Source organism: Salipaludibacillus daqingensis (assembly GCF_029891575.1).
Classification (GTDB): domain Bacteria; phylum Bacillota; class Bacilli; order Bacillales; family Salisediminibacteriaceae; genus Salipaludibacillus; species Salipaludibacillus daqingensis.
Genome location: NZ_JARZHF010000014.1, coordinates 26,645 through 52,781, shown reverse-complemented (window position 1 = coordinate 52,781; position 26,137 = coordinate 26,645). Strand labels below are relative to the sequence as shown.

The following is a 26,137-nucleotide window of genomic DNA, read 5'->3' as shown; positions in this document are numbered from 1 at the left end:
CTAGTCACGCCCCTTCTTGTGCAGAAAAGATAAGATGCTTTCGACCGTATCTTCCAATGTAAATGCAGAGGTATTAAGTTCACTTTCTGAATGAGCTTGAAGCGCTTCAAGTAGTTGAACAGATTCAGGAACAGTTAAACCAATCTTTTCTAGTTCGGCTTTCTTTGCAAAAATCTGCCTTGGGGTTCCTCTATCAATCACATTTCCCCCATCCATTACGATGACCTCATCAGAATAGCGTGCAGCATCTTCCATCTGATGTGTGACGAGAATGATCGATCGTTCTTCTCTTTCTTCATACCAATCATGAAAGAGCTTCATCATCATTTCTTGTCCTTCTGGATCTAGACCAGCTGTGGGCTCGTCTAGAATGAGAAGTTCAGGATCTAATGCAAGAACACCAGCAATAGCGACACGTCTCATCTGTCCTCCACTCACATCAAAAGGAGATCGGTCAAATAGCTGGTCATCAATACCTACATTGGCTAAACATTCCTTCGCTACCTTCTCTGCCTCTTCCTTGGAAAAACCAAAGTTCATCGGTCCATAAGCCACGTCTGCTAAAATCGTTTCATGAAAAAGCTGGTGTTCCGGAAACTGAAAAACCATTCCTACATGACGACGCAAAGGATAAAGGAGCTTTTGTTTCGTATCACTTTTGACGGTCCATTCACCAATTTTTATCGATCCATCTGTCGGTTTTAATAGGCCATTGAAATGCTGGACCAACGTTGATTTCCCTGAACCTGTGTGACCGATAATCGATGTGAACTGCTCACCAGGAATCATCAAATCCAATTTATCGATAGCATTTGTTTCAAATGGTGTGTTTTTCATATAGGTGTATGTTAAGTGATTGGCTTTAATTTGCATAATGACGTAACCAACTCCTCATGAGATAACACACCATTTGGCAAAGGCACTTGTTGTCTTTTTAACTCATTTGCCATTTGCACGATAAATGGTGCCCTAAGTCCTACTTTCCTAAGCGCATTTTCATCACTTAAAATCTCGTCTGGAGTGCCTTCATAAGCCATGGAGCCTTCATGCAAAACAATAATACGATCTGCTAACATGGCTTCTGTGACATCATGCGTGATTGTGATGATGGTAATGTTCTCTTCTTTTCTCAACTTTTCTACCATTGATAATACTTCTATTCTCCCAGTAGGATCAAGCATAGACGTTGCTTCATCTAATACAATCACTTTAGGACGAAGGGCAAGTGCACCAGCTAAAGCTACTCGTTGCTTTTGTCCACCTGATAAACGGTGAGGTTCTTGTGTCTCTAAACCACGTAGCCCCAGTCTTTCAATACTACGATAAACTCGTTCATGCATTTCTTCATATGGTATTCCAGCATTCTCCAAACCAAAAGCCACATCATCTTCTACGGTTGGAGCGACAATTTGATTATCCGGATTTTGAAATACCATCGCTACTTGCCGGCGAATATTCACCCACTCGTTTGCGTGTTTCGTGTCAATCCCACAAGAGATAACCTTTCCCTCCTTAGGAACATGAAGCGCATTAAAAAACCTTGCTAACGTCGACTTTCCGGAGCCGTTATGACCAAGGATCGTTAACCACTCTCCCTGCTTGACAGTTAAAGAGATATCATGAAGCACATAAGGAGCCTGCTCATGATAACGAAAGTATAAGTGGTCAACATGAATATCATTTGTCATACAAAAAAACCTCCCATTAAAAGGGTTTGGCAGAAGTAATTATCAATCAGTGAAACTAGGGGTATTTCAAAACGCACTATAAACAAATGATACTCTTATAAAAAGGTACAAAAAAAGGGCACAGAACCAGAATCTGTTGCCAGACTCTGTGTCTCGCCCTTTAGAGCAACAAGGAACTTATACAAGTTCGATAATTGCCATTTCTGCACCGTCTCCACGGCGAGGTCCTAGCTTAAGAACTCTAGTATAACCGCCTTGACGATCATCGTAGCGTTTTGCTACATCATCAAAAAGTTTTTGAATAGCGTCTTGTCCAGTTTCTTCGTCTGCAACTTCATTGCGGACAAAAGAAGCAACTTGACGACGAGCGTGTAAGTCACCACGCTTACCTAATGTGATCATCTTTTCAACGATTGAACGAAGCTCTTTTGCTTTAGGCTCCGTTGTTTCAATTCGTTCATTGATGATTAAATCAGTGGTTAAATCACGGAAAAGTGCTTTACGGGCACTGCTATCGCGACCTAATTTTCTGTATCCCATGTTGGTCCCTCCTTCTCGGGTGAAAATATATCTCCGTCAACGATTTGATAATCAAATCGATACTTTGATAGGTTATTCTTCGTCCCGAAGTCCAAGACTTAGTTCTTCAAGTTTTTCTTGAACCTCTTCAAGCGACTTTCGTCCGAGGTTACGAACTTTCATCATGTCTTCTTCAGACTTTTGTGTTAGCTCTTGAACTGTATTAATACCTGCACGCTTTAAGCAATTGTAGGAACGAACAGACAAGTCTAACTCTTCAATCGTCATCTCAAGAACCTTTTCTTTCTGGTCCTCTTCTTTTTCAACCATGATCTCAGCATGTTGTGCTTGATCTGTTAAACCGACGAAGATATTTAAGTGCTCAGTAAGAATTTTAGCTCCAAGTGAAACAGCTTCTTCCGGACGAATACTTCCATCTGTCCATACATCCAACGTCAATTTATCAAAGTTAGTAATTTGACCAACACGCGTGTTTTCCACTTGGAAGTTAACACGTGTCACTGGAGTATACATAGAATCTACAGGAATAACTCCGATTGATAAATCATCTGAATTATTTCCTTCTGATGGTAAGTACCCTCGCCCACGATTAGCTGTTACTTTCATTTGAAATTGAGCTCCCTTAGAAAGAGTAGCTATATGAAGATCTGGGTTTAAAACCTCAACATCACTGTCATGCATTAAATCAGCAGCAGTAACGACTCCTTCGCCTTGTGCATCAATTTCCAATGTCTTTTCATCTTCTGAGTAAATTTTTAGCGCAAGTCTCTTAAGATTGAGAATAATGGTTGTTACATCTTCAACCACACCTTCAATCGTAGAAAATTCATGTAGCACTCCGTTAAACTGGACGCTTGTTACAGCAGAACCAGGTAAAGACGAAAGTAGAATCCGGCGGAGGGAATTTCCCAACGTCGTCCCATATCCGCGTTCAAGAGGTTCTACGACAAATTTTCCATACGTTGCATCGTCACTCATTTCGACGGCTGCAATTTTCGGCTTTTCTATCTCGATCATTAAACAAACCCTCCTTCAAAACGTCGAAACCCCGGTTGTGATTTAGGCACAACCGGAATCCCTCATTGGGCACACCTCGACCTGTCACGATACCGTCAATACAAATCTGTATCCATATAATGGACTTAGGTTCTTACACCATTATTGACATGGGTATGACTATTCATACCTCTGATGCGACTATACTCTACGACGTTTTGGTGGGCGGCAACCGTTATGTGGAACCGGTGTGACATCTTTAATCATGTTCACTTCTAAGCCAGCAGCTTGAAGAGAACGAATTGCAGCTTCACGTCCAGCACCAGGGCCTTTAACTGAAACTTCAACAGACTTCATTCCGTGTTCCATTGCCGCTTTAGCGCATGTTTCAGCAGCTGTTTGTGCTGCGAATGGAGTAGATTTACGAGAGCCTTTGAAACCAAGAGCTCCTGCACTTGCCCAAGAGATTGCATTCCCTGCTGGATCTGTAATCGTTACGATCGTGTTATTGAAAGTAGAACGAATGTGTGCAATTCCGGACTCAATATTTTTCCGTTGACGACGCTTAGCTCGGGTCGTTTTTGGTTTAGCCATAATTGAACATGACCTCCTTTACTTTACTTTTTCTTATTCGCTACAGTCCGACGAGGACCTTTACGTGTACGTGCATTGTTCTTTGTCTTTTGACCACGGACTGGAAGCCCACGGCGATGACGAATGCCACGGTATGATCCAATTTCGATCAGACGCTTGATATTTAGAGAAACTTCTCGGCGAAGATCTCCTTCTACTTTAACTCCGTCTACTACTTCACGGATTTTAGTTAATTCATCTTCAGTTAAATCGCGTACGCGTGTGTTTTCAGAAACACCAGCTTCTTTCAGAATTGTGCTAGCTTTAGACTGGCCAATTCCGAAAACGTACGTGAGAGAGACGACGACTCGCTTATCACGAGGAATGTCGACACCAGCAATACGTGCCATGCTTTTACACCTCCTATAGTTTTACCCTTGCTTTTGTTTGTGTTTAGGATTTTCGCAAATTACCATGACGGTACCTTTTCGGCGAATAACTTTGCATTTTTCACAAATCGGTTTCACAGATGGTCTTACCTTCATGCTTTCTACCTCCTTATAATGCGGAGTGACTATCATAACTTGTTGATTTATTTATAACGATACGTGATTCGTCCACGACTTAAATCGTACGGAGATAATTCTACAGTAACCTTGTCTCCTGGTAAAATTCGAATAAAGTGCATACGGATTTTGCCTGAGACATGGGCCAAGATCTTATGTCCGTTTTCTAACTCAACGCGGAACATCGCATTTGGAAGCGGCTCAATAACCGTTCCTTCTACTTCGATTACATCTTCTTTGGCCATGAATTTACTCTCCTTCCTTCAGTAAATTATCATCAATATATGTTGAAATTGCAAACCGCAATTTGGCATTGGTGACACGGCCCGTTTCAACAATGCTATTCTTGATTTCCGGAGCAATAATATCTGTCCGCTCGATATGGAGAATGTTTTTCCGTTTTGCACGGTCTACTTTCCTTTTATCCCCGTCTGCGATACGAACAAAACGTTCATCCAATACATCTATCACAAAAGCGAACTGATCTTTGTCCCTTCCATTCAAAATACGCACAAGTTCTCCGACTTGCGGATTCGATTCAGGATCTTTCATTTAGTGACCACCTTCATTCGTTCATTGGGCTTTTGTCAATATTTCATATCCTGTGTCAACAATAGCAATTGTGTGTTCGAAATGGGCACACATTTCCCCATCTGTCGTCACGACGGTCCAATTATCTTTCAATGTCCGTACATGTCGGCTTCCAGCATTAACCATCGGCTCAATAGCTAAAACCATTCCTTCTTTCAGTCGCGGTCCTTTTCCTGGTGGACCGAAATGAGGAATTTGTGGATCTTCATGAAGACTTTGACCAACCCCGTGACCTACATATTCTCTCACTATGGAAAAACCATGAGCTTCAACATACGTTTGAATCGCGTGTGAAATGTTAGAGAGCCTTTCACCTGGCTTGGCTTCAGCAAGTCCTTTATATAGTGATTCTTCGGTGACTTCAAGGAGCTTACTTGTCTTTTCATCGATCGTTCCCACTGGATACGTCCATGCCGAGTCACCATGATACCCTTTGTAATCAGCGCCTATATCAATACTGATAATGTCACCATCTTCAAGAGCGCGGTTTCCCGGAATTCCATGTACTAATTGATCATTCACTGAAGCACAGATACTTCCAGTAAATCCATTATATCCTTTAAAAGATGGAATCGCATCATTCGATCGAATAAATTTATCAGCGATTTGGTCTAATTCTTTCGTTGTGATTCCAGGTTTAATGTGTTTTTGAAGTTGTTGGTGAGTTAATGCAACGATTTCCCCTGCATGCCTCATAATATCCAGCTCTCGCGGAGTCTTACAAATGATCATTGATGGCTTCCTTTCAAAAGTGCATCAAGATCTTCAAAAACGACTTCAATATCTTGTTGACCATCAATATTTCGAAGGTAGCCCTTCTCCGTATAAAAATCAACTAGAGGTTTTGTTTGACCTAAGTTCACTTCCAAACGCTTTTCAACCGTTTCCGGTTTATCATCTTCTCGTTGAATCAAGTCACTTCCGTCTTTATCACATTTTCCTTGAACCTTAGGAGGATTATAAATCTCGTGGTACGTGGCTCCGCATGTAGGGCAGATCCAACGACCAGTGAGTCGTTTAGAAAGATCCTCTTTTGGTACTTTAATATATAGAACATGATCCAATTGACGTCCTAGACTAGTCAGCATATCTTCAAGTGCTGATGCTTGAGCAACAGTTCGAGGAAAACCATCAAGTAAAAAGCCGTCTTTACAGTCATCTTGACTTAAACGCTCTTTCACAATTCCAACCGTCACTTCGTCTGGAACAAGGTTACCCTCATCCATAAACGATTTTGCTTTAAGACCCAAATCGGTACCGTTTTTAATCGCGGCACGAAACATGTCTCCAGTTGAAATATGTGGAACACCGTATTTTTCAACGATCTTCTCTGCTTGGGTTCCTTTTCCTGCACCTGGAAGTCCCATTAAGATTAAATTCATCTTTTTCCCCTCCATCGTTCTAATCTTCGATCGAAGGCAAAGGGAGAAAAACTCCCTTTTATTTAATAAAGCCTTTGTATGATCGTTTAATTAGTTGACTTTCAATTTGTTTCATCGTGTCTAGTGCAACACCAACAACGATCAATAATCCCGTTCCTCCAATTTGTACTGCTGGAGGAAGGCCTGCTACTTCAGTAAAGAAGACAGGAATAGTTGATACTGATGCTAGGAACAAAGCTCCGACGAACGTCAAACGATAAAGGATACGAGTTATATAAACTTGAGTTGTCTTACCGGGACGAATTCCAGGAATGTAACCACCCTGTTTTTTCAGATTCTCCGCCATTTGTTCAGGATTAACTTGAACAAAAGTATAGAAGTACGTAAAACCAATGATTAACGTAGCGAAGGCGACAAGGCCAAACGGCTGCGTATAGTCAAAGTTACGTGTAATCCAACCAGCTATCGTACTCTGGTCTCCAAAGAATCCAGCCACTGTTGGTGGAAAGATAAAGAGAGACATCGCAAAAATAACTGGAATAACCCCGGCTGAGTTAACCTTTAACGGCAAGTGAGTCGACTGACCCCCCTGCGGCTTCCCAGCAACCAATCGCTTGGCATATTGGACAGGAATTTTTCTAAGAGCTTGCTGTACAAAGATTACACCAACAACGATCGCTAAAAGCGCCAAGAGTAGTAACAATACAGTAACAATGTTAATAAACAAGGCATCTCCTGCGTCTTCGAATTGAGTCACATAAATTTGATTAACTCCATTCGGAATCCCAGCAGCAATCCCAGCAAAGATCATGATCGAGATCCCGTTCCCGACACCATTTGCAGTGACTTGCTCACCTAACCATAATAAAAATGCAGTTCCTGCTGTTAGGGTTAGTGCAATTAATAAATAGGTCGAAATACTTGGATCGGGTACAAGACCAGGGAAAATGTTATTGAAACCAATTGACATACCCATCGCTTGAATAAAAGCGATCCCAATCGTACCGTATCTCGTCACTTGTGCTAACTTTTTACGACCTGCTTCCCCTTGTTTAGACCATTCGGCAAACTTAGGAACAACGTCCATTCGTAGTAATTGTACGATAATCGACGCAGTAATGTAAGGCATAATCCCTGTCGCAAAAATAGAGAAATTCTCAAGTGCCCCACCGCCAAAAGTGTTTAAAAAACCAAAGGCGTTCATCTCTCCACCGAAATCCAAAATATCTGCGTCCACTCCCGGAGCCGGGATGTGGGCACCGATACGGAAGACGATTAACATCGCCAAGGTGAAGAAAATCTTTTTCCTTAAATCACCAACACGAAAAATATTGGAGATTGTCTGAAACATTAAATCACCTCAGTCGTTCCGCCGGCAGCCACAATCGCTTCCTTCGCTGATCCTGAGAATTTATGAGCTTTCACTGTAAGCTTACGCTCAAGTGAACCGTTTCCTAAAACTTTAATTCCGTTTTTAGCATTTTTCACTGCACCTGTTTCTGAAAGTAGCTCAGGTGTAACTTCTGTACCTTCTTCAAAAAGGTTTAACGTGTCAAGGTTCACGATCGCGTATTCAGTGCGATTCGGGTTCTTAAATCCACGTTTAGGTAAACGACGGAATATTGGCATTTGTCCACCTTCAAAACCTGGGCGAACTCCGCCTCCTGAACGAGCGTTTTGACCTTTGTGACCTCTACCAGCAGTCTTACCATTACCAGTACCAATCCCGCGACCTTTACGCTTGCCTTCTTTCCGTGATCCTACCGAAGGTTTTAATTCGTGAAGTTCCATATTGACACCTCCTCAACTGTTTATCAAATTACGCTTCTATTTCCTTCACACTGACGAGGTGGGAAACTTTGTTCACCATTCCACGCATTGCATCGTTATCTTCTTGAACGACAGTGTGATTAACTTTACGAAGACCTAAAGTCTTCACAGTCACGCGCTGATCTTCCGGACGTCCAATCAGGCTTCGTGTGAGGGTAATTTCTAATTTCTTTGCCATGCCAAATCCCTCCTTAACCTAGCAACTCTTCAACAGATTTGCCGCGTAGTTTTGCAACCTCTTCTGGACTCTTCAAGCTATCAAGCCCTTGGATTGTTGCACGTACCATGTTAATTGGGTTGTTTGATCCCAAAGATTTGGATAGGATGTCGCCTACACCAGCTAATTCTAGTACCGCACGGACGGGGCCACCTGCGATAACTCCAGTACCTTCAGATGCTGGTTTTAGCAGTACACTTCCTGCACCAAATTCTCCAGTAATTTGATGAGGAATCGTCGTTCCTTGAATAGGTACGCGAATCATATTTTTCTTGCCTTCTTCAATAGCTTTACGGATTGCTTCAGGTACTTCTAGTGCTTTACCCATACCAAAGCCAACATGTCCGTTTTTATCTCCAACGACAACGAGTGCTGAAAAGCGGAAACGACGTCCACCTTTAACAACCTTCGCTACTCGGTTGACCGTTACGACTCTTTCTTCAATCTCTAACTTAGTTGAATCGATACGCATGTATTTCCCTCCTTTTCGCCTTGATTAAAACTTCAGACCTGCTTTTCGTGAAGCATCTGCTAGTTCTTGTACGCGACCGTGGTAGAGGTAACCGCCACGATCAAATACTACGGATTCATGACCCTTTTCAAGGGCTCGCTTTGCCACAAGTTCGCCAACTTGACGTGCTGCTTCTTTGTTCCCGCCATTATCAACATTAAGTTCTTTATCTAAGCTAGAAGCACTTGCTAATGTTACGCCTGCAACATCATCAATTAACTGTGCGTAAATATGCTTAGTAGAACGGAAAACATTTAAACGAGGACGTTCAGCAGTTCCTGTGATCGAACGACGAACGTGGGCGTGCCTTTTCTTACGAACCGCGTTCTTGTCAGTTTTCGTGATCATCGAACGTCATTCCTTTCTTTCCTTTATTAGGGTTTATTTCCCTGTTTTACCTTCCTTGCGTCGTACATATTCGCCTTCATAACGTACACCTTTACCTTTGTAAGGTTCTGGTCGTCTTGTCGCACGAATGTTTGAAGCAAGTGCACCAACAGCTTCTTTATTAATACCTTTAATGGTAATTTGAGTGTTTGTTGGTACTTCAATTTCTAATCCATTAGCTTCAACAAATTCAACTGGGTGCGATAGACCAACGTTTAGGACAAGTTTATTTCCTGTCTTTTGCGCTCTGTAACCAACACCTACAAGTTCAAGCTTCTTTTCAAAACCTTTCGTAACTCCCTCAATCATGTTATTGATGACGCTACGAGTAGTACCGTGTAGAGAACGGTGTTCTTTATGATCAGAAGGACGCGCAACTGTAACTTGATTGTCTTCTACTTTAACAATCATGTCGTGGTGAAGTTCACGTTGAAGCTCACCTTTCGGTCCTTTTACTGTGATGGTTGTATTGTCGATTTTCACTTCTACACCAGAAGGAACCTCAACTGGTTTTAAACCAACTCGAGACATGCCTTACACCTCCATTCTGTTACATACTTATTACCAAATATAAGCGAGTACTTCTCCGCCTACTTGTTGTTGACGAGCTTCTTTATCAGTTATTACTCCTGTTGATGAAGAAATAACAGCGATTCCAAGTCCACCAAGTACTCGTGGAAGTTCATCTGCCTTCGCATAAACGCGTAAACCTGGTTTACTAATTTTCTTAAGTCCAGTGATAACTTTTTCGTTATTTGCACCGTACTTAAGGAAAATACGAAGGATTCCTTGTTTACTATCCTTAATGAATTCGTAGTCGCGAATAAAACCTTCACGCTTTAGAATTTCAGCTACTTCTTTTTTAAGATTTGAAGCAGGAAGCTCCAAACTTGTGTGTCTCACTGTATTTGCATTACGAATACGCGTAAGCATATCTGCAATAGGATCTGTCATGGTCATCGTATTTACCTCCTTCCTTTAAACGGAATTACCAGCTAGCTTTTCTAACGCCCGGAATTTGACCTTTATGTGCAAGTTCTCGGAAGCAGATACGGCAAAGTTTAAATTTGCGGATAACACTGTGAGGGCGTCCACAGCGTTCGCAACGTGTGTATTCCTGAACGTTAAACTTCTTTGTACGCTTCTGTTTTGCGATCATCGATTTTTTCGCCAAGGTCTTCACTCCTCTCTTTTGGCAAACTTTTTATTTTTGAAACGGCATGCCCATTTGAGTGAGAAGTTCACGTGCTTCTTCGTCAGAGTTAGCAGTTGTAACAATAACGATATCCATTCCGCGAACTTTGTCTACATTGTCATACTCGATTTCAGGGAAGATTAATTGTTCTTTAATCCCCATTGTATAGTTTCCTCGTCCGTCAAATGCTTTTTTAGAAACACCGCGGAAGTCACGAACACGTGGTAAAGAAACAGCAATTAACTTATCTAAGAAGTCATACATACGCTCACCGCGTAGTGTAACTTTTGCACCAATTGGCATACCTTCACGAAGTTTGAATCCTGCAATGGACTTCTTCGCTTTTGTAATCAATGGCTTTTGACCTGAGATTAACGTAAGTTCTTCAACTGCTTTATCAAGAACTTTAGAGTTCTGAACAGCTTCACCGACACCCATGTTAATCACGATTTTTTCTACATGTGGCACTTCCATAACGGAAGAGTAGTTAAATTTCTCTGTTAGTACAGGAGTAATCTCCTTATTAAACTTTTCTTTCAATCGACTCATTGAGTGAACCTCCTTTCAGCCACTGGCTATTACTTATCTAAAGATTCGCCAGATTTTTTCGCTATGCGTACTTTTTTACCGTTCTCTTCTTTATAACTAATGCGGGTTGGTTCTCCCGTTTTTGGATCAATTGGCATCACGTTTGAAACGTGAATTGGAGCTTCCTGATTAAGGATTCCGCCTTGTGGATTAGATTGGGATGGTTTCGCATGTTTTTTAACCATGTTTACGCCTTCCACTAGCACACGGGAATCATTCGGGTATGCTTCAAGGATTTTACCTTCCTTGCCTTTGTCTTTGCCGGTAATAACTTTAACGTTATCGCCTTGTTTGACATGCAATTTCGGGTTAGACATGAGGGCACCTCCTCTTAAGACGTATATTTCTCTTCATATTAATAATCATTAAAGTACTTCAGGAGCTAAAGAAACAATCTTCATGAATTGGTTCTCACGTAGTTCACGTGCAACCGGTCCGAAGATACGAGTTCCTCTTGGTCCTTTATCGTCACGGATAATCACCGCTGCATTTTCGTCAAATTTAATGTAAGAGCCATCTTGACGGCGTGCACCACTCTTTGTACGAACGATGACAGCACGGACAACTTCACCTTTCTTGACAACGCCACCAGGTGTTGCTTGTTTTACAGTACAGACGATAACGTCTCCAATGTTAGCAACTTTGCGCCCGGAACCTCCGAGAACTTTAATACATAGCACTTCACGCGCTCCTGAATTATCGGCAACTTTTAAACGGCTTTCTTGCTGAATCATAGACTTCTTTACCTCCCTTCAGGTAAGCAAACATATACTTGAAGTTATACGATGACAGATTCCTCAACAATTTCAACAATACGGAAACGCTTGTCTTTAGATAATGGACGAGTCTCCATGATTCTAACAACGTCACCTGTTTTTGCAGAGTTATTCTCATCGTGCGCTTTAAGCTTTTTAGAATATTTTACACGCTTTCCATAGAGCGAGTGCATTTTATACGTTTCTACAACAACTGTGATGGTTTTGTCCATCTTGTCAGATGTTACGCGACCAACATAGCTTTTGCGGTTGTTACGTTCTTCCACTGTGCAAACCTCCTCTCAGGACTATTCGTTCGTGATTCCGAGTTCTCGTTCACGTAAAACTGTTTTTGCACGAGCAATAGCTTTTTTAACTTCGCGAATGCGGGCTGGATTATCTAACTGTCCAGTCGCAAGTTGAAAGCGAAGGTTGAAAAGTTCTTCTTTTAAAGACTTTGTTTTCTGTTCTACTTCTGCAGTGGTTAGGTTGCGGATCTCATTAGCTTTCATTTGCGTCACCACCCACTTCTTCTCGTTTTACAAATTTCGTTTGGATTGGTAGCTTGTGTGAAGCAAGACGTAACGCTTCTCTAGCCACTTCTTCCGATACTCCAGCTATTTCAAATAAAATTTTCCCTGGTTTTACTACTGCTACCCAACCTTCAGGCGCCCCTTTACCGGAACCCATTCTTACCTCTAAAGGTTTTGCCGTATACGGCTTATCTGGGAAAATTTTAATCCATACTTTACCTCCACGCTTCATGTAACGTGTCATGGCAATACGTGCAGATTCTATTTGTCGGTTTGTGATCCATGAAGCTTCTAGAGCTTGTAAACCAAATTCACCGAATGATACTTCTGTTCCGCCCTTCGCACGACCGCGCATCTTACCACGGTGTTCACGACGGAATTTAACACGTTTAGGCATTAGCATGATTAATTTCCTCCTTCCTCTTGGTTCGTTCCTTTCGTTGGAAGGACTTCACCTTTGTAGATCCAAGTTTTAACACCAAGCTTACCGTAAGTAGTGTCTGCTTCTGCAGCACCATAGTCGATGTCAGCTCTTAATGTGTGTAATGGAACAGTTCCTTCACTATATGATTCATCACGAGCGATATCAGCACCGCCAAGACGACCAGAAACTTGTGTTTTTATTCCAAGTGCGCCTGAACGCATTGTGCGTTGAATTGTTTGTTTCATCGCACGACGGAATGAAATACGATTTTCTAATTGACGAGCAATATTTTCAGCAACAAGCTTCGCATCAAGATCAGGTCTCTTGATTTCATTGATGTTGATGTGAACTCGCTTGCCAGTTAATTGATTTAGAGCTTTACGTAATGCTTCGACTTCAGATCCACCTTTACCAATAACCATACCTGGCTTGGCAGTGTAAATCGTTACGTTCACACGGTTTGCCGCGCGCTCGATTTCGATTGTGGAGACTGAAGCTTCACTTAAACGCTTTTCCAAGTATTCACGAATTTTAATATCTTCATGAAGTAGGTTAGCGTAATCTTTATCAGCGTACCATTTTGACTCCCAGCCGCGAATAACGCCGACACGAAGTCCATTAGGATTTATCTTTTGACCCACACTTATCCCTCCTTCTTTTCTGTTAGAACGACCGTAATATGGCTCGTACGTTTATTGATTCTGCTCGCACGTCCCATAGCACGTGGTCTGAATCTTTTAAGTGTAATACCTTCGTCTACATATACTTTACTGACAACTAAATTGTCAGGTTCCATTTCATAGTTATGCTCTGCGTTCGCAATGGCTGAGTTCAAAAGTTTCTCCACTACTGGAGAAGCTTTTTTAGGTGTGAGTTTAAGAATAGAAACTGCTTCACCGACTGCTTTACCACGAATTAAGTCTACGACTAAGCGAACTTTGCGAGGAGCAATACGCACTTGTTTTGCAACTGCTTTTGCTTCCATGAATAGTACCTCCCCTCTTTATTAACGTCGTGTTTTCTTATCGTCTGAAGCATGGCCTTTGTAAGTACGCGTTGGTGCAAATTCACCAAGCTTATGTCCAACCATATCTTCGGAAATGAATACTGGTACATGTTTACGACCGTCATATACCGCAATCGTGTGACCGATGAATTGTGGGAAAATTGTTGAGCGACGAGACCAAGTTTTGATAACTCTTCGGTTGTCGTTATCCATCGCTTCGACTTTCTTCATCAAATGATCATCAATAAAAGGTCCTTTTTTCAAGCTGCGACCCATAATTGTACCTCCCTTCGTGATTGGCCCACGGTTCTCTCAAAGAACCGTAGCACAACCGCGTTATTTTTTACGACGACGCACAATATATTTATCCGTGTCTTTGTTCTTTTTACGAGTTTTGTAACCAAGAGTTGGTTTACCCCATGGTGACATTGGCGACTTACGTCCGATAGGAGCTTTACCTTCACCACCACCGTGTGGGTGATCGTTAGGGTTCATAACAGAACCACGAACAGTTGGTCGTTTACCTAACCAGCGTGAACGACCGGCTTTACCGATATTCACTAATTCATGTTCTACGTTACCAACTTGACCGATTGACGCACGACAAGTTGCTAAGATTAAACGCGTTTCACCTGAACGTAAACGAACGAGAACGTAGTTTCCTTCTTTACCTAAAACTTGAGCCTCAGCTCCAGCTGATCGTACGAGCTGTCCACCTTTACCAGGACGAAGTTCAACGTTATGAACAATTGTACCAACTGGGATGTCTTTAAGTTGAAGAGCGTTACCAATTTTGATATCCGCATCTTTACCAGACATGATTTCTGTGCCAACTTTTAAGTTTTTAGGAGCTAAGATGTAACGTTTCTCACCGTCTGCATAGTTAATTAATGCAATGTTAGCTGAACGGTTTGGATCGTATTCAATCGTAGCAACGCGGCCTGGAATTCCATCTTTGTTGCGCTTGAAATCTATCATACGATACTGACGTTTGTGTCCGCCACCTTGATGACGTACAGTCAATCTACCTTGGTTGTTACGACCGCCTCTTCCATGTAATGGTGCTAACAAAGATTTTTCTGGCTTATCTGTTGTCAAATCTTGAAAATCTAATGTCGTCATATGGCGGCGACCGTTTGTGGTTGGTTTATACTTTTTAATAGCCATCAGTTTTTCCCTCCTTCACTAATTATTTTTTTACGCGCCTTCAAAGAATTCAAGTTCTTTGCTGTCCGCTGAAAGTTGAACAATGGCTTTTTTGCGCTTGCGAGTATAGCCTGAATGACGACCAAAACGCTTGAATTTACCTTTGTAGTTCATTGTATTAACGTTAATTACTTTCACTCCAAAGATTTCTTCGATAGCGTCTTTGATTTGTGATTTATTTGCACGAGGATCAACCTCAAACGTGTACTTTTTATCAACCATCAAGTCTGCTGAGCGTTCTGTAATGATAGGGCGCTTAATAAGATCTCTTACGTTTGCCATTATGCAAGCACCTCCTCTACCTGTTTCACAGCATCTTGAGTAATGATTAACTTCTTATGGTTAAGAAGATCAAGAACATTTACTCCATCAGCTGTTACAAATTTTACTCCAGGAAGGTTACGTACAGACAATGCAACGGCATCGTTGTAATCTGCTGTAACAACAAGTACTTTTGCATCTGCTGATAAGCCTGCTAATACTTGCTTCATTTCCTTTGTTTTAGGTGTTTCTAAACTCAATCCTTCCACAACGCGAATGTTTTCGTCATTCACTTTGGAAGAAAGAGCAGATTTCAACGCTAAACGACGTTGTTTCTTTGGCATTTTAAAGCCATAGCTGCGTGGTGTTGGTCCAAATGTTACACCGCCACCAACCCAGATTGGAGATCGGATAGTACCGTGACGTGCACGACCTGTTCCTTTTTGTCTCCACGGTTTTTTACCACCGCCGCGAACTTCTCCGCGTGTTTTTGTTGAGTGTGTACCTTGTCGTTGAGATGCTTGTTGCATCACAACTGCTTCATATAGAACACTTTCATTTGGTTCAACGCCAAAGACGTTGTCTGAAAGTTCAATGTCGCCTACTTGTGAGCCAGCTTGATTAAACAAAGTAACTTTAGGCATCTGGGCTCCTCCTTTCCTTATCGATATTAGTCAGCTTTTATAGCTGATTTCACAGATACGTAGCTTTTCTTCGCTCCAGGTACATTACCTTTAACTAGAAGAATATTACGTTCTGCATCTACTTTTACAATTTCAAGATTTTGAACGGTTTTTTGCTCTCCACCCATTCGTCCAGGGAGCAACTTACCAGGGCGTACGTGGTTTGGATCAACAGGACCCATTGAACCAGGACGACGGTGGTAACGTGAACCGTGACTCATTGGTCCGCGAGATTGGTTATGACGCTTAATAGCACCTTGGAAACCTTTCCCTTTTGAAATTCCTGTTACATCAACTGAATCACCTTCAGCGAATGTGTCTACTTTGACTTCTTGACCAATTTCATAATCCGCAACAGTCACATCACGGAGTTCTTTAACGAAGCGCTTAGGGGTTGTCTTCGCTTTTTCTGCATGACCTTTTGCAGGTTTGTTTTGTCGGTTTTCTTTTTGATCAGAAAAACCTAACTGGATCGATTCATAGCCTTCTCCTTCGATTGTCTTCTTCTGAAGAACAACGTTTGGTTCAGCTTGGATCACAGTAACTGGAATTGCCTCTCCATTTTGAGAGAAAATTTGGGTCATACCTAATTTTCTACCTAAGATTCCTTTGGTCATGAGTCACACCTCCTATAATTCTTTTCATTTTATTATTTATAGTTTGATTTCAATGTCAACGCCTGATGGCAGATCTAGTCGCATTAACGCATCCACAGTTTGTGGTGTAGGGTTAACGATATCGATTAGACGCTTGTGAGTACGCATCTCGAACTGTTCACGAGAATCTTTGTACTTGTGCACCGCACGAAGAACCGTGTAAATAGATCGTTCTGTCGGTAGCGGGATTGGACCGGATACAGCAGCACCGGAGCGCTTAGCCGTGTCTACAATCTTTTCTGCTGACTGATCAAGAATTCTGTGATCATAAGCCTTTAATCGAATGCGAATTTTCTGTTTTGCCATTTGAATACCTCCTTTTTTCGCCCATTTTTGGAAATAGACTTGCTCGCCGGAAATTTAAACACGCTCTCCCATGGCAAAGGGGCCGGGCGTGTCGGCAACCTCCCGGATCAACGCCTGTCAGTGACCAACATTAGATATTATACACGAATGAATATGTGTATGCAAGTCTTTTTTAAAATATACCTTCTGGCCACACTTCGCCTATTATACAAGGTAGTTTTCATAATATCAAGGAGTGTTTTAAAAAAGGTTTTTAAAACTTCTTTTGAGAGTCTAAAACGTTGTGAGTTAGGGAATTATCATAGAATTAATTGCTACAGCTTTTGATAGACTTGTTAGATTTGTTTTTTGTACCTTTTGGTTTTTTTCTTCTAATCTTAATATAGAGAAAGAGAATTTTTTTGTTTTTAAATATATAGTTTATATTGCAGCTAGTTGTTTTCTTTACTGATCCTAATATATTTATCGTTCTTGGGTCACTAGTTGCTCTCTCTAGTTACCCTTAATCCCTTTTTCCCTCGTTCTTGGGTCACTAGTTGCTCTTCCACCTTAAAACGTCATCACTAATTAGCTCTAGGCAACTTCTGATACTTATTTTTATCAATAAACTTCAACAAAAAAAGGTTGCCCTAGTGGATGAAACATCCACCAGGTCAACCTTTTATAATTGTTTTATTTAACAATCAAAGATTACTCAGTGATTGTAGCTACAACACCAGCGCCTACAGTACGTCCACCCTCACGGATAGAGAACTTCGTACCTTCTTCGATAGCGATTGGAGAGATTAGTTCAACAACCATCTCTACGTTATCACCAGGCATAACCATTTCAACGCCTTCTGGAAGGTGAGTAACACCAGTTACATCCGTAGTACGGAAGTAGAACTGTGGACGATAGTTTGTGAAGAATGGAGTATGACGTCCACCCTCTTCTTTAGATAGTACATAAACTTCTGCTTTGAACTTAGTGTGTGGAGTGATTGTACCTGGCTTAGCAAGTACTTGTCCACGATTGATGTCGTCACGGGATACACCACGTAGAAGGGCACCAATGTTGTCACCAGCTTCTGCATAGTCAAGTAGTTTACGGAACATTTCAACACCAGTTACAGTAGTTTTCTTAGCTTCTTCAGAAAGTCCGATGATCGCAACTTCGTCACCAACGTTTAGTTGACCACGCTCAACACGTCCAGTCGCAACAGTACCACGACCAGTGATTGAGAATACGTCCTCAACAGGCATCATGAAAGGCTTGTCCTTGTCACGGTCTGGAGTTGGGATGTAGTCATCAACTTGTTGCATAAGCTCAAGGATTGCAGCTTCGTGATCAGCATCTCCTTCAAGAGCTTTAAGTGCAGAACCTTTAACGACAGGAATGTCGTCTCCAGGGAAGTCGTATTCAGAAAGAAGGTCACGAACTTCCATTTCTACTAATTCAAGTAGTTCTTCATCGTCTACTTGGTCAGTCTTGTTTAAGAATACCACGATAGATGGTACACCAACTTGACGAGAAAGTAGGATGTGCTCACGAGTCTGTGGCATTGGGCCATCAGCTGCGGATACAACTAGGATTGCTCCGTCCATTTGCGCAGCACCAGTGATCATGTTTTTAACATAGTCAGCGTGTCCTGGGCAGTCAACGTGTGCATAGTGACGAGAATCTGTTTCATACTCAACGTGTGCAGTGGAAATAGTGATTCCACGCTCGCGCTCTTCAGGTGCACCATCAATTTGGTCATATGCCATTGCAGTACCTTTACCTGATTTTTTGTGAAGTACGTGAGAGATAGCTGCAGTTAATGTAGTTTTCCCGTGGTCAACGTGCCCAATTGTACCAATATTGGCATGCGTCTTGGAACGATCAAATTTTTCTTTTGCCATGATCGAAATCCTCCTTATAATTATATATATTTTTATTTTTGGAAGAAAGGTGAGTAAATTACTCTATCACCTTTCCTAGCTTACAACAAAATTTCCTTTGAAACAATGGTTGTTAATTACTGACCTGAAGTTTTCTTAATGATCTCTTCAGAAATACTCTTTGGTACTTCTTCATAGTGGTCAAAGTGCATGGAATAAGTTCCACGACCTTGCGTATTAGAACGTAGAGACGTAGCATAACCAAACATCTCTGCGAGAGGAACCATTGCGCGAACAGTTTGTGCGTTTCCTCTAGCTTCCATTCCTTCTACACGTCCACGACGAGAAGTAATATCACCCATGATGTCACCCATATATTCTTCTGGCATAACAACTTCTACTTTCATCAATGGTTCAAGTAGAACAGGTTTACATTTGTTCTTTGCTTCTTTAAAAGCCATCGAAGCAGCTACCTTAAACGCCATCTCGTTAGAGTCAACGTCATGGTAAGAACCATCGAACAATCTTGCTTTCACATCGATAACAGGGAATCCAGCTAGAAGTCCGTTATCAAGTGATTCTTTTACTCCGGCGTTAACAGAATTGATATATTCGCGTGGAACAACCCCACCGACAACATTATCAATAAACTCATATCCAGCGCCTTCTTCGTTAGGTGTAAATTCGATCCATACGTGACCGTACTGACCGCGTCCACCTGATTGACGGACGAACTTACCTTCACATTTCGCTTCTTGGCGAATGGTTTCACGATAAGATACTTGAGGTGCACCAACATTTGCTTCCACTTTAAACTCACGCTTCATACGATCAACGATGATATCAAGGTGAAGTTCACCCATACCAGCGATAATAGTTTGACCCGTTTCATCGTCTGTGTGTGTTTTGAATGTTGGATCCTCTTCCGCTAATTTAGCAAGTGCCATACCCATTTTGTCTTGGTCAGCCTTGGATTTTGGCTCAACAGACAATGAAATAACTGGGTCAGGGAATTCCATAGATTCAAGAATAACGAGATTCTTTTCGTCACAAAGTGTGTCCCCTGTTGACGTATCTTTAAGGCCTACACCTGCAGCAATATCACCAGAGAAACAAGTTGGAATCTCTTCACGGTGGTTCGCATGCATTTGAAGGATACGTCCCATACGCTCACGTTTTCCTTTAGAGGAGTTACGAACGTATGAACCTGCATCAACTTTACCAGAATAAACTCGGAAGAACGTTAGCTTACCAACGAATGGGTCTGTTGCAACTTTAAATGCTAAGGCTGCAAATGGCTCTTCGTCACCAGCTTTACGTGTAACTACTTCTTCAGATTCTGGAATATGACCTTGAATCGCTGCAACATCAGTTGGAGCAGGTAAGTAAGCAATAACTGCATCTAGTAGTAATTGCACACCTTTGTTTTTGAAAGCAGATCCACATAGGACTGGGTAGAATTCCACATCACAAGTTGCTTTACGGATAGCCGCTTTAAGCTCAGCTTGTGTGATTTCTTCTCCCTCTAAGTATTTCATTGTAAGATCTTCATCTAATTCAGAAACTTTTTCAATAAGAATATCGCGATGTTCTTCTGCTTGAGCTTTATACTCTTCAGGAATTTCACGAGCTTCTGTTCGAGTTCCTAAATCATCTGTATAGAAAAATGCTTCCATTGTTACTAAGTCGATAATACCTTCGAAATCATCTTCTGCACCGATTGGTAATTGAATCGCAGCTGCGTTCGCACCTAAACGATCAGATAATGTTCCTAAGGAATATACGAAGTCAGCACCTAGTTTGTCCATCTTATTTACAAAGACGACACGAGGAACACCGTATGTTGTCGCTTGACGCCATACTGTTTCTGTTTGAGGCTCAACACCTGATTGAGCATCAAGAACAGCCACTGCACCATCTAGTACACGAAGGGAACGTTCAACTTCAACTGTGAAGTCCACGTGTCCTGGAGTGTCGATAATGTTAATTCGGTGACCTTCCCATTGTGCTGTTGTTGCTGCGGACGTAATTGTGATCCCACGCTCTTGCTCTTGGTCCATCCAGTCCATCTGAGAACCACCATCGTGAGTTTCACCAATTTTATGAATGCGGCCTGTATAGAAAAGAATTCGCTCAGTCGCAGTTGTTTTTCCGGCGTCAATATGAGCCATAATCCCAATATTACGGGTCTTTTCTAAGGAGAACTCTCTTGCCATTGGTAATTTCTCCTTCCTATTTGTCAAGATGTTTAGTTTTAATAATCGGGTTCTCAATTCAAAAGACGACTAGTGTTCTTTTGAACTGATCCCGTTATTATGACATTGATATATATTGTTTTAGTGATTCTACCAACGATAGTGAGCGAATGCTTTGTTCGCTTCTGCCATTTTGTGAGTATCCTCACGCTTCTTCACTGCTGATCCAGTGTTGTTTGCTGCATCCATGATTTCATAAGCTAAACGTTCTTCCATCGTTTTCTCTCCACGAAGTCGAGCGTAGCTTACTAACCAACGAAGTCCTAAAGTCGTACGACGCTCAGGTTTTACTTCGATTGGTACTTGATAGTTAGCTCCACCAACTCGGCGTGCTTTTACCTCAAGTACTGGCATGATATTTTTTAATGCTTGTTCGAAAACTTCTTGTGGATCATTGTTACTCTTTTCGCGAACAAGATCAAATGCTCTATAAAGTATAGTTTGTGCTTTACCTCTTTTACCATCAACCATGATGCGGTTAATTAAGCGCGTAACTAGCTTTGATTGATAAATCGGATCTGCTAGCACGTCTCTGCGAGGAATAGGTCCTTTACGTGGCATTGAAGTCCCTCCTTTCAAATATTAATCAAGTATATCTATACTCGACCGGTAATTTTTACCTTTTTATTATTTCTTTGGGCGCTTCGTTCCGTACTTAGAACGACCCTGCATGCGTTTTTCAACACCTGCTGTGTCAAGTGCTCCACGAACGATGTGATAACGAACACCTGGTAAGTCTTTCACACGTCCACCACGAATTAATACAACACTGTGTTCTTGTAAGTTGTGCCCAATTCCTGGGATGTATGCTGTTACTTCGATTTGATTAGTCAAACGAACACGAGCATATTTACGTAGTGCTGAGTTTGGTTTCTTTGGTGTCATTGTTCCAACACGAGTACATACTCCACGTTTTTGCGGAGAATCCTCATCTGTTTGTACCTTTTTGAAACTGTTATATCCTTTGTTAAGAGCTGGAGAGTCTGATTTCTTTCCTTTTGATTGACGACCCTTTCGCACTAACTGGTTAATAGTAGGCATGGTTTTTCCTCCTCTCTTTAATAAAATATGCAAGGCCACTGGTCCAGGTGGTTCATAAATGGCTAAAAGGAAAGTTTTCACCAACAACGACGAGTCGTCGTTGGCAAAAACTGTTTACTTTTTAATAGCTACGATTGCTGCATTTACGTCAATTCCGCATGCTTTCCCAAGTTTTTTCATGGAATCTACCGGATGAACGGAAACTCCTTTTCCTTGGGCGATCTGTAAAGCTTTTTCCAAAACTTTCTGATCTGCATCTTCAGCAACAATCAGTTCTTTAACCTGCTCGTTTTCCAGTGCTTTTAATGTCTGTTTCGTGCCTACGACTTTATTAGCTGCCTGGGCTACTTTTTCATAAGACATTTGTCATCCTCCAAAGCATCAGGTATTTGGCACACTTTGATATAGTATCACCATGATTGTTGCCTGTCAACACTTTTTCTTTATTATTCTTGAACCGTTACTTGTTCAATAACATCTTCTTGTTGTGGTTTTTCTTTATCGGCAGCTTCCATTTGACGGTAACGCTGCATTCCTGTACCAGCTGGTACAAGTTTACCGATAATAACATTTTCTTTCAATCCAACCAATTCGTCTCGCTTACCTTTGATCGCTGCATCCGTAAGAACTCTTGTCGTTTCCTGGAAAGATGCGGCAGATAAGAAGGAATCAGTTTCCAAGGATGCTTTCGTAATACCTAATAGCACTGGTCGACCAGAAGCTGGACGTCCATTTCTAAGCAAAATATCACGGTTAGCGTCGTTAAACTGATGAATTTCCACAAGAGATCCTGGTAATACTTTTGTATCTCCAGCATCAATAACGCGGATCTTCCTCATCATTTGACGAACCATAACCTCAACGTGCTTATCTCCAATTTCTACCCCTTGCATACGGTAAACTTTTTGAACTTCTCGTAGAAGGTATTCCTGAACACCTTGAACACCGGATACAATCAACAGTTCTTTCGGATCAATCGAACCTTCTGTTAATTCTTCACCAGGTTTTACGTTGTCTCCTACATTCACTTTAAGTCTTGAACCATATAACGTTGGGTAACTTCTTGTTTCAATAGCACCTTGAACGACAATTTCTTTCTTGTCGTTGACATCTTTGATCTCTGAAACCGTACCTTCAATTTCGGAGATGATAGCCAGACCTTTAGGGTTTCGAGCTTCAAATACTTCTTGAATTCTCGGTAAACCTTGTGTAATATCGTCTCCTGCTACACCACCTGTATGGAATGTACGCATTGTTAATTGTGTTCCTGGTTCACCGATCGATTGAGCTGCAATGATTCCGACAGCTTCACCGACTTCAACTTCTGAACCAGTAGCAAGGTTACGACCGTAACACTTTTTACACACACCATGTTTTGTATCACAAGTAAAGGCAGATCGGATGATTACCTTTTCTACACCAGAATCTTCAATGACTTTCGCCATGTCTTCCGTAATGTCTTGGTTACGTTCTGCAAGTACCTCTTTTGTTTCTGGGTGGTAAATGCGCTGGAAAGATACACGACCGACAAGTCTGTCGTAAAGACTTTCAATGACTTCATTGCCTTCTTTAATCGCTTTAACTTCCAGGCCACGGTCTGTTCCACAGTCATCGTCTCGAATGATGACGTCTTGCGCAACGTCAACTAGACGACGTGTCAAGTAACCTGAGTCAGCAGTCTTAAGTGCTGTATCGGCAAGACCTTTACGGGCACCGTGTGTTGAGATAAAGTACTCAAGTACCGTTAAACCTTCACGGAAACTTGATTTAATAGGAAGTTCAATGATACGACCAGACGGATTCGCCATCAGTCCTCGCATACCTGCAAGCTGTGTAAAGTTGGAAGCATTACCTCGGGCTCCAGAGTCACTCATCATGAATATTGGGTTAGTTTTAACCAACGTACTTAATAGCTTCTCTTGGATAACATCCTTGGACTTACTCCAAATTTCAATTACTTTATCATAACGCTCTTCTTCCGTAATTAAACCACGGCGGAATTGCTTCATGATGCGCTGAACTTTTTCTTCCCCTTCATCAAGTATATCTTGTTTATCTTTTAATACGACAATGTCAGATACACCGATAGTAATCCCAGCTTTTGTGGAATGATAGAAACCTAAGTCCTTCATCTTATCTAACATCACAGATGTTTCGGAAATCTTAAATTTCTTAAACACTTGTGCAATGATATCACCAAGGAAACCTTTTTTAAACGGAAGAACAAGATCTCTACTTTTGATCTCTTTCTTTAAGTCCGTACCCATTGGCACAAAATACTTATCAGGTGTTTCAAATTCCAAGTTCTCTAATGAAGGTTCATTCATGTAAGGGAAAGATTCTGGCAAAATTTCATTAAAGATTACTTTACCTACAGAAGTTAAAATCATATGATCTTCAAACTTCTCTTTGAAGTTGGATTTATTTAATGACAGAACAGGAACTGCAATACGAGTATGAAGGTGAACATAACCATTTTGGTAAGCAGTTAACACTTCATTTGGACCATTATAGACATTTCCTTCACCGATGGCACCTTTTCTTTCAAGCGTTAAGTAGTAGTTTCCTAGTACCATGTCTTGAGATGGTGTTACAACCGGTTTTCCATCTTTAGGGTTCAAGATATTTTGTGCTGCAAGCATCAATAGACGAGATTCCGCTTGTGCTTCAGCTGATAGTGGAACGTGAACCGCCATTTGGTCTCCATCAAAGTCTGCGTTGTACGCTGTACATACGAGAGGATGAAGTTTAATTGCGCGTCCTTCTACCAACGTTGGCTCAAAGGCTTGAATCCCTAGTCTGTGTAATGTTGGTGCACGGTTCAACAGTACTGGATGTTCTCTAATAACTTCTTCTAGAACGTCCCAAACTTCTGGGTGAACCCGTTCTACTTTCCGTTTAGCACTCTTGATGTTGTGGGCTAGGCCTTTACTTACCAACTCTTTCATAACAAAAGGTTTGAATAATTCTAAAGCCATTTCTTTCGGTAGACCACATTGGTACATCTTCAAGTGCGGACCTACAACGATAACGGAACGACCTGAGTAGTCGACACGTTTTCCTAATAAGTTTTGACGGAAACGCCCTTGTTTACCCTTAAGCATGTGAGAAAGGGACTTCAATGGACGGTTACCAGGACCAGTTACAGGCCGACCGCGGCGACCGTTATCAATAAGTGCATCAACGGCTTCTTGAAGCATTCTTTTTTCGTTTTGAACAATAATGTTCGGAGCACCTAAATCCAACAAACGCTTCAAGCGGTTGTTGCGGTTAATTACTCGACGATACAAGTCATTTAAATCAGAAGTAGCAAATCGTCCTCCATCTAGCTGAACCATTGGGCGAAGCTCCGGTGGAATAACCGGAAGAACATCCAAAACCATCCAGGATGGATCATTGCCAGAATGACGGAACGCTTCAAGAACTTCTAATCGTTTGATCGCTCTTGTACGGCGTTGCCCTTGTGCTGTTTCTAGTTCTTCTTTTAATAGCTCTGCTTCTTTATCTAAATCGATATCTTCTAATAACTTACGAATCGCTTCCGCACCCATTTGTGCTGAGAATGTACGACCATATTTATCACGATAGTTACGATACTCTTTTTCAGAAAGCAGTTGTTTTACTTCAAGAGGAGTATCACCAGTCTCTGTTACCACATAAGAAGCAAAGTAAATAACTTCTTCTAGGGAACGGGGGGACATGTCTAAAACAAGACCCATTCGACTTGGAATTCCTTTGAAATACCATATGTGAGAAACAGGAGCAGCTAATTCAATGTGACCCATACGTTCACGACGAACTTTCGCTCTTGTTACTTCAACACCACAACGATCACATACAACACCTTTGTATCGAACTCGTTTGTACTTTCCGCAATGACATTCCCAGTCCTTAGTAGGACCGAAAATGCGCTCGCAGAACAAACCATCTTTTTCTGGTTTAAGTGTACGGTAGTTTATCGTTTCAGGCTTCTTCACTTCTCCTCTAGACCAGGAACGAATTTTATCTGAGGATGCAAGGCCTATTTTCATATATTCAAAATTATTCACATCGATCAAGGGGCTAACCTCCCTTTCATCATTCAAGT

General features: G+C 41.6%; 39 protein-coding genes. All 39 read right to left on the bottom strand.

Annotation, left to right across the window (positions count from 1 at the left end; all coding sequences use genetic code 11):
• The 39 genes from QDN89_RS21055 to rpoC all read right to left on the bottom strand — a co-directional run bounded on the left by QDN89_RS21055 (position 1) and on the right by rpoC (position 26,108).
• Positions 1-873, bottom strand: coding sequence for an energy-coupling factor transporter ATPase (locus QDN89_RS21055; protein ID WP_280772157.1), 873 nt, complete (start codon positions 871-873; stop codon positions 1-3).
• On the bottom strand, positions 849-1,688 hold the full coding sequence (locus tag QDN89_RS21050) for an energy-coupling factor transporter ATPase (protein WP_280772156.1): 840 nt from the start codon (positions 1,686-1,688) through the stop codon (positions 849-851). Before QDN89_RS21050 ends, QDN89_RS21055 begins: the two co-directional genes overlap by 25 nt.
• Before the next feature lie 177 nt (positions 1,689-1,865).
• The gene (rplQ, locus tag QDN89_RS21045; RefSeq protein ID WP_280772155.1) at positions 1,866-2,228 is read right to left on the bottom strand and encodes a 50S ribosomal protein L17; all 363 of its coding nucleotides are present in this window, start codon (positions 2,226-2,228) and stop codon (positions 1,866-1,868) included.
• 72 nt (positions 2,229-2,300) lie between these two features.
• Entirely contained in the window at positions 2,301-3,245 is a 945-nt protein-coding gene (locus QDN89_RS21040) for a DNA-directed RNA polymerase subunit alpha (protein ID WP_280772154.1), read from the bottom strand.
• A 180-nt stretch (positions 3,246-3,425) separates the two neighbouring features.
• Complete coding sequence (gene rpsK, locus QDN89_RS21035; RefSeq protein ID WP_280772153.1) at positions 3,426-3,818, bottom strand: 30S ribosomal protein S11; 393 nt, start codon at positions 3,816-3,818, stop codon at positions 3,426-3,428.
• Between the two features lie 23 nt (positions 3,819-3,841).
• Positions 3,842-4,207 (bottom strand): 30S ribosomal protein S13, encoded by a 366-nt coding sequence (gene rpsM, locus QDN89_RS21030; RefSeq protein ID WP_280772152.1) that lies wholly within the window; start codon positions 4,205-4,207, stop codon positions 3,842-3,844.
• Positions 4,208-4,228: 21 nt separating this feature from the next.
• Positions 4,229-4,342, bottom strand: coding sequence for a 50S ribosomal protein L36 (gene rpmJ / locus QDN89_RS21025; protein ID WP_003322638.1), 114 nt, complete (start codon positions 4,340-4,342; stop codon positions 4,229-4,231).
• A gap of 47 nt (positions 4,343-4,389) precedes the next feature.
• A complete protein-coding gene (gene infA / locus QDN89_RS21020; protein ID WP_138812235.1) occupies positions 4,390-4,608 on the bottom strand; it encodes a translation initiation factor IF-1 in 219 nt (72 codons plus the stop codon).
• A 4-nt stretch (positions 4,609-4,612) separates the two neighbouring features.
• Entirely contained in the window at positions 4,613-4,915 is a 303-nt protein-coding gene (locus tag QDN89_RS21015) for a KOW domain-containing RNA-binding protein (protein WP_280772151.1), read from the bottom strand.
• A gap of 21 nt (positions 4,916-4,936) precedes the next feature.
• Positions 4,937-5,686 carry a type I methionyl aminopeptidase gene (gene map, locus QDN89_RS21010; protein ID WP_280772150.1) on the bottom strand — a complete coding sequence of 250 codons (750 nt, stop codon included), beginning with the start codon at positions 5,684-5,686 and terminating at the stop codon, positions 4,937-4,939.
• Positions 5,683-6,336 carry an adenylate kinase gene (locus QDN89_RS21005; RefSeq protein WP_280772149.1) on the bottom strand — a complete coding sequence of 218 codons (654 nt, stop codon included), beginning with the start codon at positions 6,334-6,336 and terminating at the stop codon, positions 5,683-5,685. The genes map and QDN89_RS21005 overlap by 4 nt, the downstream gene beginning before the upstream one ends.
• A 58-nt stretch (positions 6,337-6,394) precedes the next feature.
• Positions 6,395-7,687 (bottom strand): preprotein translocase subunit SecY, encoded by a 1,293-nt coding sequence (gene secY, locus QDN89_RS21000; protein WP_280772148.1) that lies wholly within the window; start codon positions 7,685-7,687, stop codon positions 6,395-6,397.
• Complete coding sequence (gene rplO, locus QDN89_RS20995; RefSeq protein ID WP_280772146.1) at positions 7,687-8,127, bottom strand: 50S ribosomal protein L15; 441 nt, start codon at positions 8,125-8,127, stop codon at positions 7,687-7,689. Before rplO ends, secY begins: the two co-directional genes overlap by 1 nt.
• A gap of 28 nt (positions 8,128-8,155) precedes the next feature.
• Positions 8,156-8,344, bottom strand: a complete 189-nt coding sequence (gene rpmD / locus QDN89_RS20990; protein ID WP_280772144.1) for a 50S ribosomal protein L30 — start codon at positions 8,342-8,344, stop codon at positions 8,156-8,158.
• A 13-nt stretch (positions 8,345-8,357) separates the two neighbouring features.
• Positions 8,358-8,855, bottom strand: a complete 498-nt coding sequence (gene rpsE / locus QDN89_RS20985; protein ID WP_280772142.1) for a 30S ribosomal protein S5 — start codon at positions 8,853-8,855, stop codon at positions 8,358-8,360.
• A 24-nt stretch (positions 8,856-8,879) separates the two neighbouring features.
• Positions 8,880-9,242, bottom strand: a complete 363-nt coding sequence (rplR, locus tag QDN89_RS20980) for a 50S ribosomal protein L18 (protein ID WP_280772141.1) — start codon at positions 9,240-9,242, stop codon at positions 8,880-8,882.
• A gap of 33 nt (positions 9,243-9,275) precedes the next feature.
• Entirely contained in the window at positions 9,276-9,812 is a 537-nt protein-coding gene (rplF, locus tag QDN89_RS20975; RefSeq protein ID WP_280772140.1) for a 50S ribosomal protein L6, read from the bottom strand.
• A 30-nt stretch (positions 9,813-9,842) separates the two neighbouring features.
• Positions 9,843-10,241 carry a 30S ribosomal protein S8 gene (rpsH, locus tag QDN89_RS20970; RefSeq protein WP_280772139.1) on the bottom strand — a complete coding sequence of 133 codons (399 nt, stop codon included), beginning with the start codon at positions 10,239-10,241 and terminating at the stop codon, positions 9,843-9,845.
• Positions 10,242-10,269: 28 nt separating this feature from the next.
• Positions 10,270-10,455 carry a type Z 30S ribosomal protein S14 gene (locus QDN89_RS20965; RefSeq protein WP_110611226.1) on the bottom strand — a complete coding sequence of 62 codons (186 nt, stop codon included), beginning with the start codon at positions 10,453-10,455 and terminating at the stop codon, positions 10,270-10,272.
• 30 nt (positions 10,456-10,485) lie between these two features.
• A complete protein-coding gene (gene rplE / locus QDN89_RS20960) occupies positions 10,486-11,025 on the bottom strand; it encodes a 50S ribosomal protein L5 (RefSeq protein WP_280772138.1) in 540 nt (179 codons plus the stop codon).
• Between the two features lie 29 nt (positions 11,026-11,054).
• The gene (gene rplX / locus QDN89_RS20955; RefSeq protein ID WP_280772167.1) at positions 11,055-11,366 is read right to left on the bottom strand and encodes a 50S ribosomal protein L24; all 312 of its coding nucleotides are present in this window, start codon (positions 11,364-11,366) and stop codon (positions 11,055-11,057) included.
• Between the two features lie 63 nt (positions 11,367-11,429).
• The gene (gene rplN, locus QDN89_RS20950; RefSeq protein ID WP_280772137.1) at positions 11,430-11,798 is read right to left on the bottom strand and encodes a 50S ribosomal protein L14; all 369 of its coding nucleotides are present in this window, start codon (positions 11,796-11,798) and stop codon (positions 11,430-11,432) included.
• Positions 11,799-11,842: 44 nt separating this feature from the next.
• A complete protein-coding gene (gene rpsQ, locus QDN89_RS20945; RefSeq protein WP_280772136.1) occupies positions 11,843-12,106 on the bottom strand; it encodes a 30S ribosomal protein S17 in 264 nt (87 codons plus the stop codon).
• 21 nt (positions 12,107-12,127) lie between these two features.
• The gene (rpmC, locus tag QDN89_RS20940) at positions 12,128-12,331 is read right to left on the bottom strand and encodes a 50S ribosomal protein L29 (RefSeq protein WP_280772135.1); all 204 of its coding nucleotides are present in this window, start codon (positions 12,329-12,331) and stop codon (positions 12,128-12,130) included.
• The gene (gene rplP, locus QDN89_RS20935) at positions 12,321-12,755 is read right to left on the bottom strand and encodes a 50S ribosomal protein L16 (RefSeq protein WP_280772134.1); all 435 of its coding nucleotides are present in this window, start codon (positions 12,753-12,755) and stop codon (positions 12,321-12,323) included. Before rplP ends, rpmC begins: the two co-directional genes overlap by 11 nt.
• Positions 12,756-12,757: 2 nt before the next feature.
• Positions 12,758-13,417: a 30S ribosomal protein S3 gene (gene rpsC, locus QDN89_RS20930; protein ID WP_280772133.1), complete on the bottom strand. Its 660-nt coding sequence runs from the start codon at positions 13,415-13,417 to the stop codon at positions 12,758-12,760.
• Positions 13,418-13,419: 2 nt separating this feature from the next.
• Entirely contained in the window at positions 13,420-13,761 is a 342-nt protein-coding gene (rplV, locus tag QDN89_RS20925) for a 50S ribosomal protein L22 (protein ID WP_280772132.1), read from the bottom strand.
• 21 nt (positions 13,762-13,782) lie between these two features.
• Positions 13,783-14,058, bottom strand: a complete 276-nt coding sequence (rpsS, locus tag QDN89_RS20920; RefSeq protein WP_280772130.1) for a 30S ribosomal protein S19 — start codon at positions 14,056-14,058, stop codon at positions 13,783-13,785.
• A gap of 60 nt (positions 14,059-14,118) precedes the next feature.
• The gene (rplB, locus tag QDN89_RS20915; protein ID WP_280772129.1) at positions 14,119-14,949 is read right to left on the bottom strand and encodes a 50S ribosomal protein L2; all 831 of its coding nucleotides are present in this window, start codon (positions 14,947-14,949) and stop codon (positions 14,119-14,121) included.
• A gap of 30 nt (positions 14,950-14,979) precedes the next feature.
• Entirely contained in the window at positions 14,980-15,270 is a 291-nt protein-coding gene (gene rplW, locus QDN89_RS20910; RefSeq protein WP_280772128.1) for a 50S ribosomal protein L23, read from the bottom strand.
• The gene (gene rplD, locus QDN89_RS20905) at positions 15,270-15,893 is read right to left on the bottom strand and encodes a 50S ribosomal protein L4 (protein ID WP_280772127.1); all 624 of its coding nucleotides are present in this window, start codon (positions 15,891-15,893) and stop codon (positions 15,270-15,272) included. The genes rplW and rplD overlap by 1 nt, the downstream gene beginning before the upstream one ends.
• 26 nt (positions 15,894-15,919) lie before the next feature.
• Positions 15,920-16,549 carry a 50S ribosomal protein L3 gene (gene rplC, locus QDN89_RS20900; protein WP_280772126.1) on the bottom strand — a complete coding sequence of 210 codons (630 nt, stop codon included), beginning with the start codon at positions 16,547-16,549 and terminating at the stop codon, positions 15,920-15,922.
• Positions 16,550-16,585: 36 nt separating this feature from the next.
• A complete protein-coding gene (rpsJ, locus tag QDN89_RS20895) occupies positions 16,586-16,894 on the bottom strand; it encodes a 30S ribosomal protein S10 (RefSeq protein ID WP_280772125.1) in 309 nt (102 codons plus the stop codon).
• Between the two features lie 690 nt (positions 16,895-17,584).
• Positions 17,585-18,775, bottom strand: coding sequence for an elongation factor Tu (tuf, locus tag QDN89_RS20890; protein ID WP_280772124.1), 1,191 nt, complete (start codon positions 18,773-18,775; stop codon positions 17,585-17,587).
• A gap of 116 nt (positions 18,776-18,891) precedes the next feature.
• Positions 18,892-20,970: an elongation factor G gene (fusA, locus tag QDN89_RS20885; protein WP_280772123.1), complete on the bottom strand. Its 2,079-nt coding sequence runs from the start codon at positions 20,968-20,970 to the stop codon at positions 18,892-18,894.
• A 129-nt stretch (positions 20,971-21,099) separates the two neighbouring features.
• The gene (rpsG, locus tag QDN89_RS20880; protein ID WP_280772122.1) at positions 21,100-21,570 is read right to left on the bottom strand and encodes a 30S ribosomal protein S7; all 471 of its coding nucleotides are present in this window, start codon (positions 21,568-21,570) and stop codon (positions 21,100-21,102) included.
• Between the two features lie 66 nt (positions 21,571-21,636).
• The gene (rpsL, locus tag QDN89_RS20875) at positions 21,637-22,050 is read right to left on the bottom strand and encodes a 30S ribosomal protein S12 (protein WP_280772121.1); all 414 of its coding nucleotides are present in this window, start codon (positions 22,048-22,050) and stop codon (positions 21,637-21,639) included.
• A gap of 114 nt (positions 22,051-22,164) precedes the next feature.
• Positions 22,165-22,413: a 50S ribosomal protein L7ae-like protein gene (locus QDN89_RS20870; RefSeq protein ID WP_280772120.1), complete on the bottom strand. Its 249-nt coding sequence runs from the start codon at positions 22,411-22,413 to the stop codon at positions 22,165-22,167.
• Positions 22,414-22,496: 83 nt separating this feature from the next.
• Complete coding sequence (rpoC, locus tag QDN89_RS20865; RefSeq protein WP_280772118.1) at positions 22,497-26,108, bottom strand: DNA-directed RNA polymerase subunit beta'; 3,612 nt, start codon at positions 26,106-26,108, stop codon at positions 22,497-22,499.
• Positions 26,109-26,137 lie beyond the last annotated feature (29 nt).

What these genes read in the sequence shown, in the direction of transcription:
- rpsH (WP_280772139.1), bottom strand. Translation starts at nt 10,241, where the DNA reads ATGACCATGACAGATCCTATTGCAGATATGCTTACGCGTATTCGTAAT.
- rplD (WP_280772127.1), bottom strand. Translation starts at nt 15,893, where the DNA reads ATGCCTAAAGTTACTTTGTTTAATCAAGCTGGCTCACAAGTAGGCGAC.
- rplQ (WP_280772155.1), bottom strand. Translation starts at nt 2,228, where the DNA reads ATGGGATACAGAAAATTAGGTCGCGATAGCAGTGCCCGTAAAGCACTT.
- rplC (WP_280772126.1), bottom strand. Translation starts at nt 16,549, where the DNA reads ATGACCAAAGGAATCTTAGGTAGAAAATTAGGTATGACCCAAATTTTC.
- rplP (WP_280772134.1), bottom strand. Translation starts at nt 12,755, where the DNA reads ATGCTAATGCCTAAACGTGTTAAATTCCGTCGTGAACACCGTGGTAAG.
- rpsE (WP_280772142.1), bottom strand. Translation starts at nt 8,855, where the DNA reads ATGCGTATCGATTCAACTAAGTTAGAGATTGAAGAAAGAGTCGTAACG.
- rpsG (WP_280772122.1), bottom strand. Translation starts at nt 21,570, where the DNA reads ATGCCACGTAAAGGACCTATTCCTCGCAGAGACGTGCTAGCAGATCCG.
- rpsJ (WP_280772125.1), bottom strand. Translation starts at nt 16,894, where the DNA reads ATGGCAAAACAGAAAATTCGCATTCGATTAAAGGCTTATGATCACAGA.
- rpmD (WP_280772144.1), bottom strand. Translation starts at nt 8,344, where the DNA reads ATGGCAAAGAAATTAGAAATTACCCTCACACGAAGCCTGATTGGACGT.
- infA (WP_138812235.1), bottom strand. Translation starts at nt 4,608, where the DNA reads ATGGCCAAAGAAGATGTAATCGAAGTAGAAGGAACGGTTATTGAGCCG.
- rpsM (WP_280772152.1), bottom strand. Translation starts at nt 4,207, where the DNA reads ATGGCACGTATTGCTGGTGTCGACATTCCTCGTGATAAGCGAGTCGTC.
- rpsK (WP_280772153.1), bottom strand. Translation starts at nt 3,818, where the DNA reads ATGGCTAAACCAAAAACGACCCGAGCTAAGCGTCGTCAACGGAAAAAT.
- QDN89_RS21055 (WP_280772157.1), bottom strand. Translation starts at nt 873, where the DNA reads ATGCAAATTAAAGCCAATCACTTAACATACACCTATATGAAAAACACA.
- QDN89_RS21005 (WP_280772149.1), bottom strand. Translation starts at nt 6,336, where the DNA reads ATGAATTTAATCTTAATGGGACTTCCAGGTGCAGGAAAAGGAACCCAA.
- rplB (WP_280772129.1), bottom strand. Translation starts at nt 14,949, where the DNA reads ATGGCTATTAAAAAGTATAAACCAACCACAAACGGTCGCCGCCATATG.
- rplO (WP_280772146.1), bottom strand. Translation starts at nt 8,127, where the DNA reads ATGGAACTTCACGAATTAAAACCTTCGGTAGGATCACGGAAAGAAGGC.
- rplW (WP_280772128.1), bottom strand. Translation starts at nt 15,270, where the DNA reads ATGGCAAACGTAAGAGATCTTATTAAGCGCCCTATCATTACAGAACGC.
- rplF (WP_280772140.1), bottom strand. Translation starts at nt 9,812, where the DNA reads ATGTCTCGAGTTGGTTTAAAACCAGTTGAGGTTCCTTCTGGTGTAGAA.
- rpmJ (WP_003322638.1), bottom strand. Translation starts at nt 4,342, where the DNA reads ATGAAGGTAAGACCATCTGTGAAACCGATTTGTGAAAAATGCAAAGTT.
- rpsS (WP_280772130.1), bottom strand. Translation starts at nt 14,058, where the DNA reads ATGGGTCGCAGCTTGAAAAAAGGACCTTTTATTGATGATCATTTGATG.
- rpsL (WP_280772121.1), bottom strand. Translation starts at nt 22,050, where the DNA reads ATGCCTACTATTAACCAGTTAGTGCGAAAGGGTCGTCAATCAAAAGGA.
- QDN89_RS21050 (WP_280772156.1), bottom strand. Translation starts at nt 1,688, where the DNA reads ATGACAAATGATATTCATGTTGACCACTTATACTTTCGTTATCATGAG.
- rplV (WP_280772132.1), bottom strand. Translation starts at nt 13,761, where the DNA reads ATGGAAGCAAAAGCAGTTGCAAAACAAGTGCGTATTGCTCCTCGCAAA.
- tuf (WP_280772124.1), bottom strand. Translation starts at nt 18,775, where the DNA reads ATGGCAAAAGAAAAATTTGATCGTTCCAAGACGCATGCCAATATTGGT.
- rplE (WP_280772138.1), bottom strand. Translation starts at nt 11,025, where the DNA reads ATGAGTCGATTGAAAGAAAAGTTTAATAAGGAGATTACTCCTGTACTA.
- QDN89_RS20870 (WP_280772120.1), bottom strand. Translation starts at nt 22,413, where the DNA reads ATGTCTTATGAAAAAGTAGCCCAGGCAGCTAATAAAGTCGTAGGCACG.
- rpmC (WP_280772135.1), bottom strand. Translation starts at nt 12,331, where the DNA reads ATGAAAGCTAATGAGATCCGCAACCTAACCACTGCAGAAGTAGAACAG.
- rplR (WP_280772141.1), bottom strand. Translation starts at nt 9,242, where the DNA reads ATGATCACGAAAACTGACAAGAACGCGGTTCGTAAGAAAAGGCACGCC.
- rplN (WP_280772137.1), bottom strand. Translation starts at nt 11,798, where the DNA reads ATGATTCAGCAAGAAAGCCGTTTAAAAGTTGCCGATAATTCAGGAGCG.
- QDN89_RS21015 (WP_280772151.1), bottom strand. Translation starts at nt 4,915, where the DNA reads ATGAAAGATCCTGAATCGAATCCGCAAGTCGGAGAACTTGTGCGTATT.
- fusA (WP_280772123.1), bottom strand. Translation starts at nt 20,970, where the DNA reads ATGGCAAGAGAGTTCTCCTTAGAAAAGACCCGTAATATTGGGATTATG.
- map (WP_280772150.1), bottom strand. Translation starts at nt 5,686, where the DNA reads ATGATCATTTGTAAGACTCCGCGAGAGCTGGATATTATGAGGCATGCA.
- secY (WP_280772148.1), bottom strand. Translation starts at nt 7,687, where the DNA reads ATGTTTCAGACAATCTCCAATATTTTTCGTGTTGGTGATTTAAGGAAA.
- QDN89_RS21040 (WP_280772154.1), bottom strand. Translation starts at nt 3,245, where the DNA reads ATGATCGAGATAGAAAAGCCGAAAATTGCAGCCGTCGAAATGAGTGAC.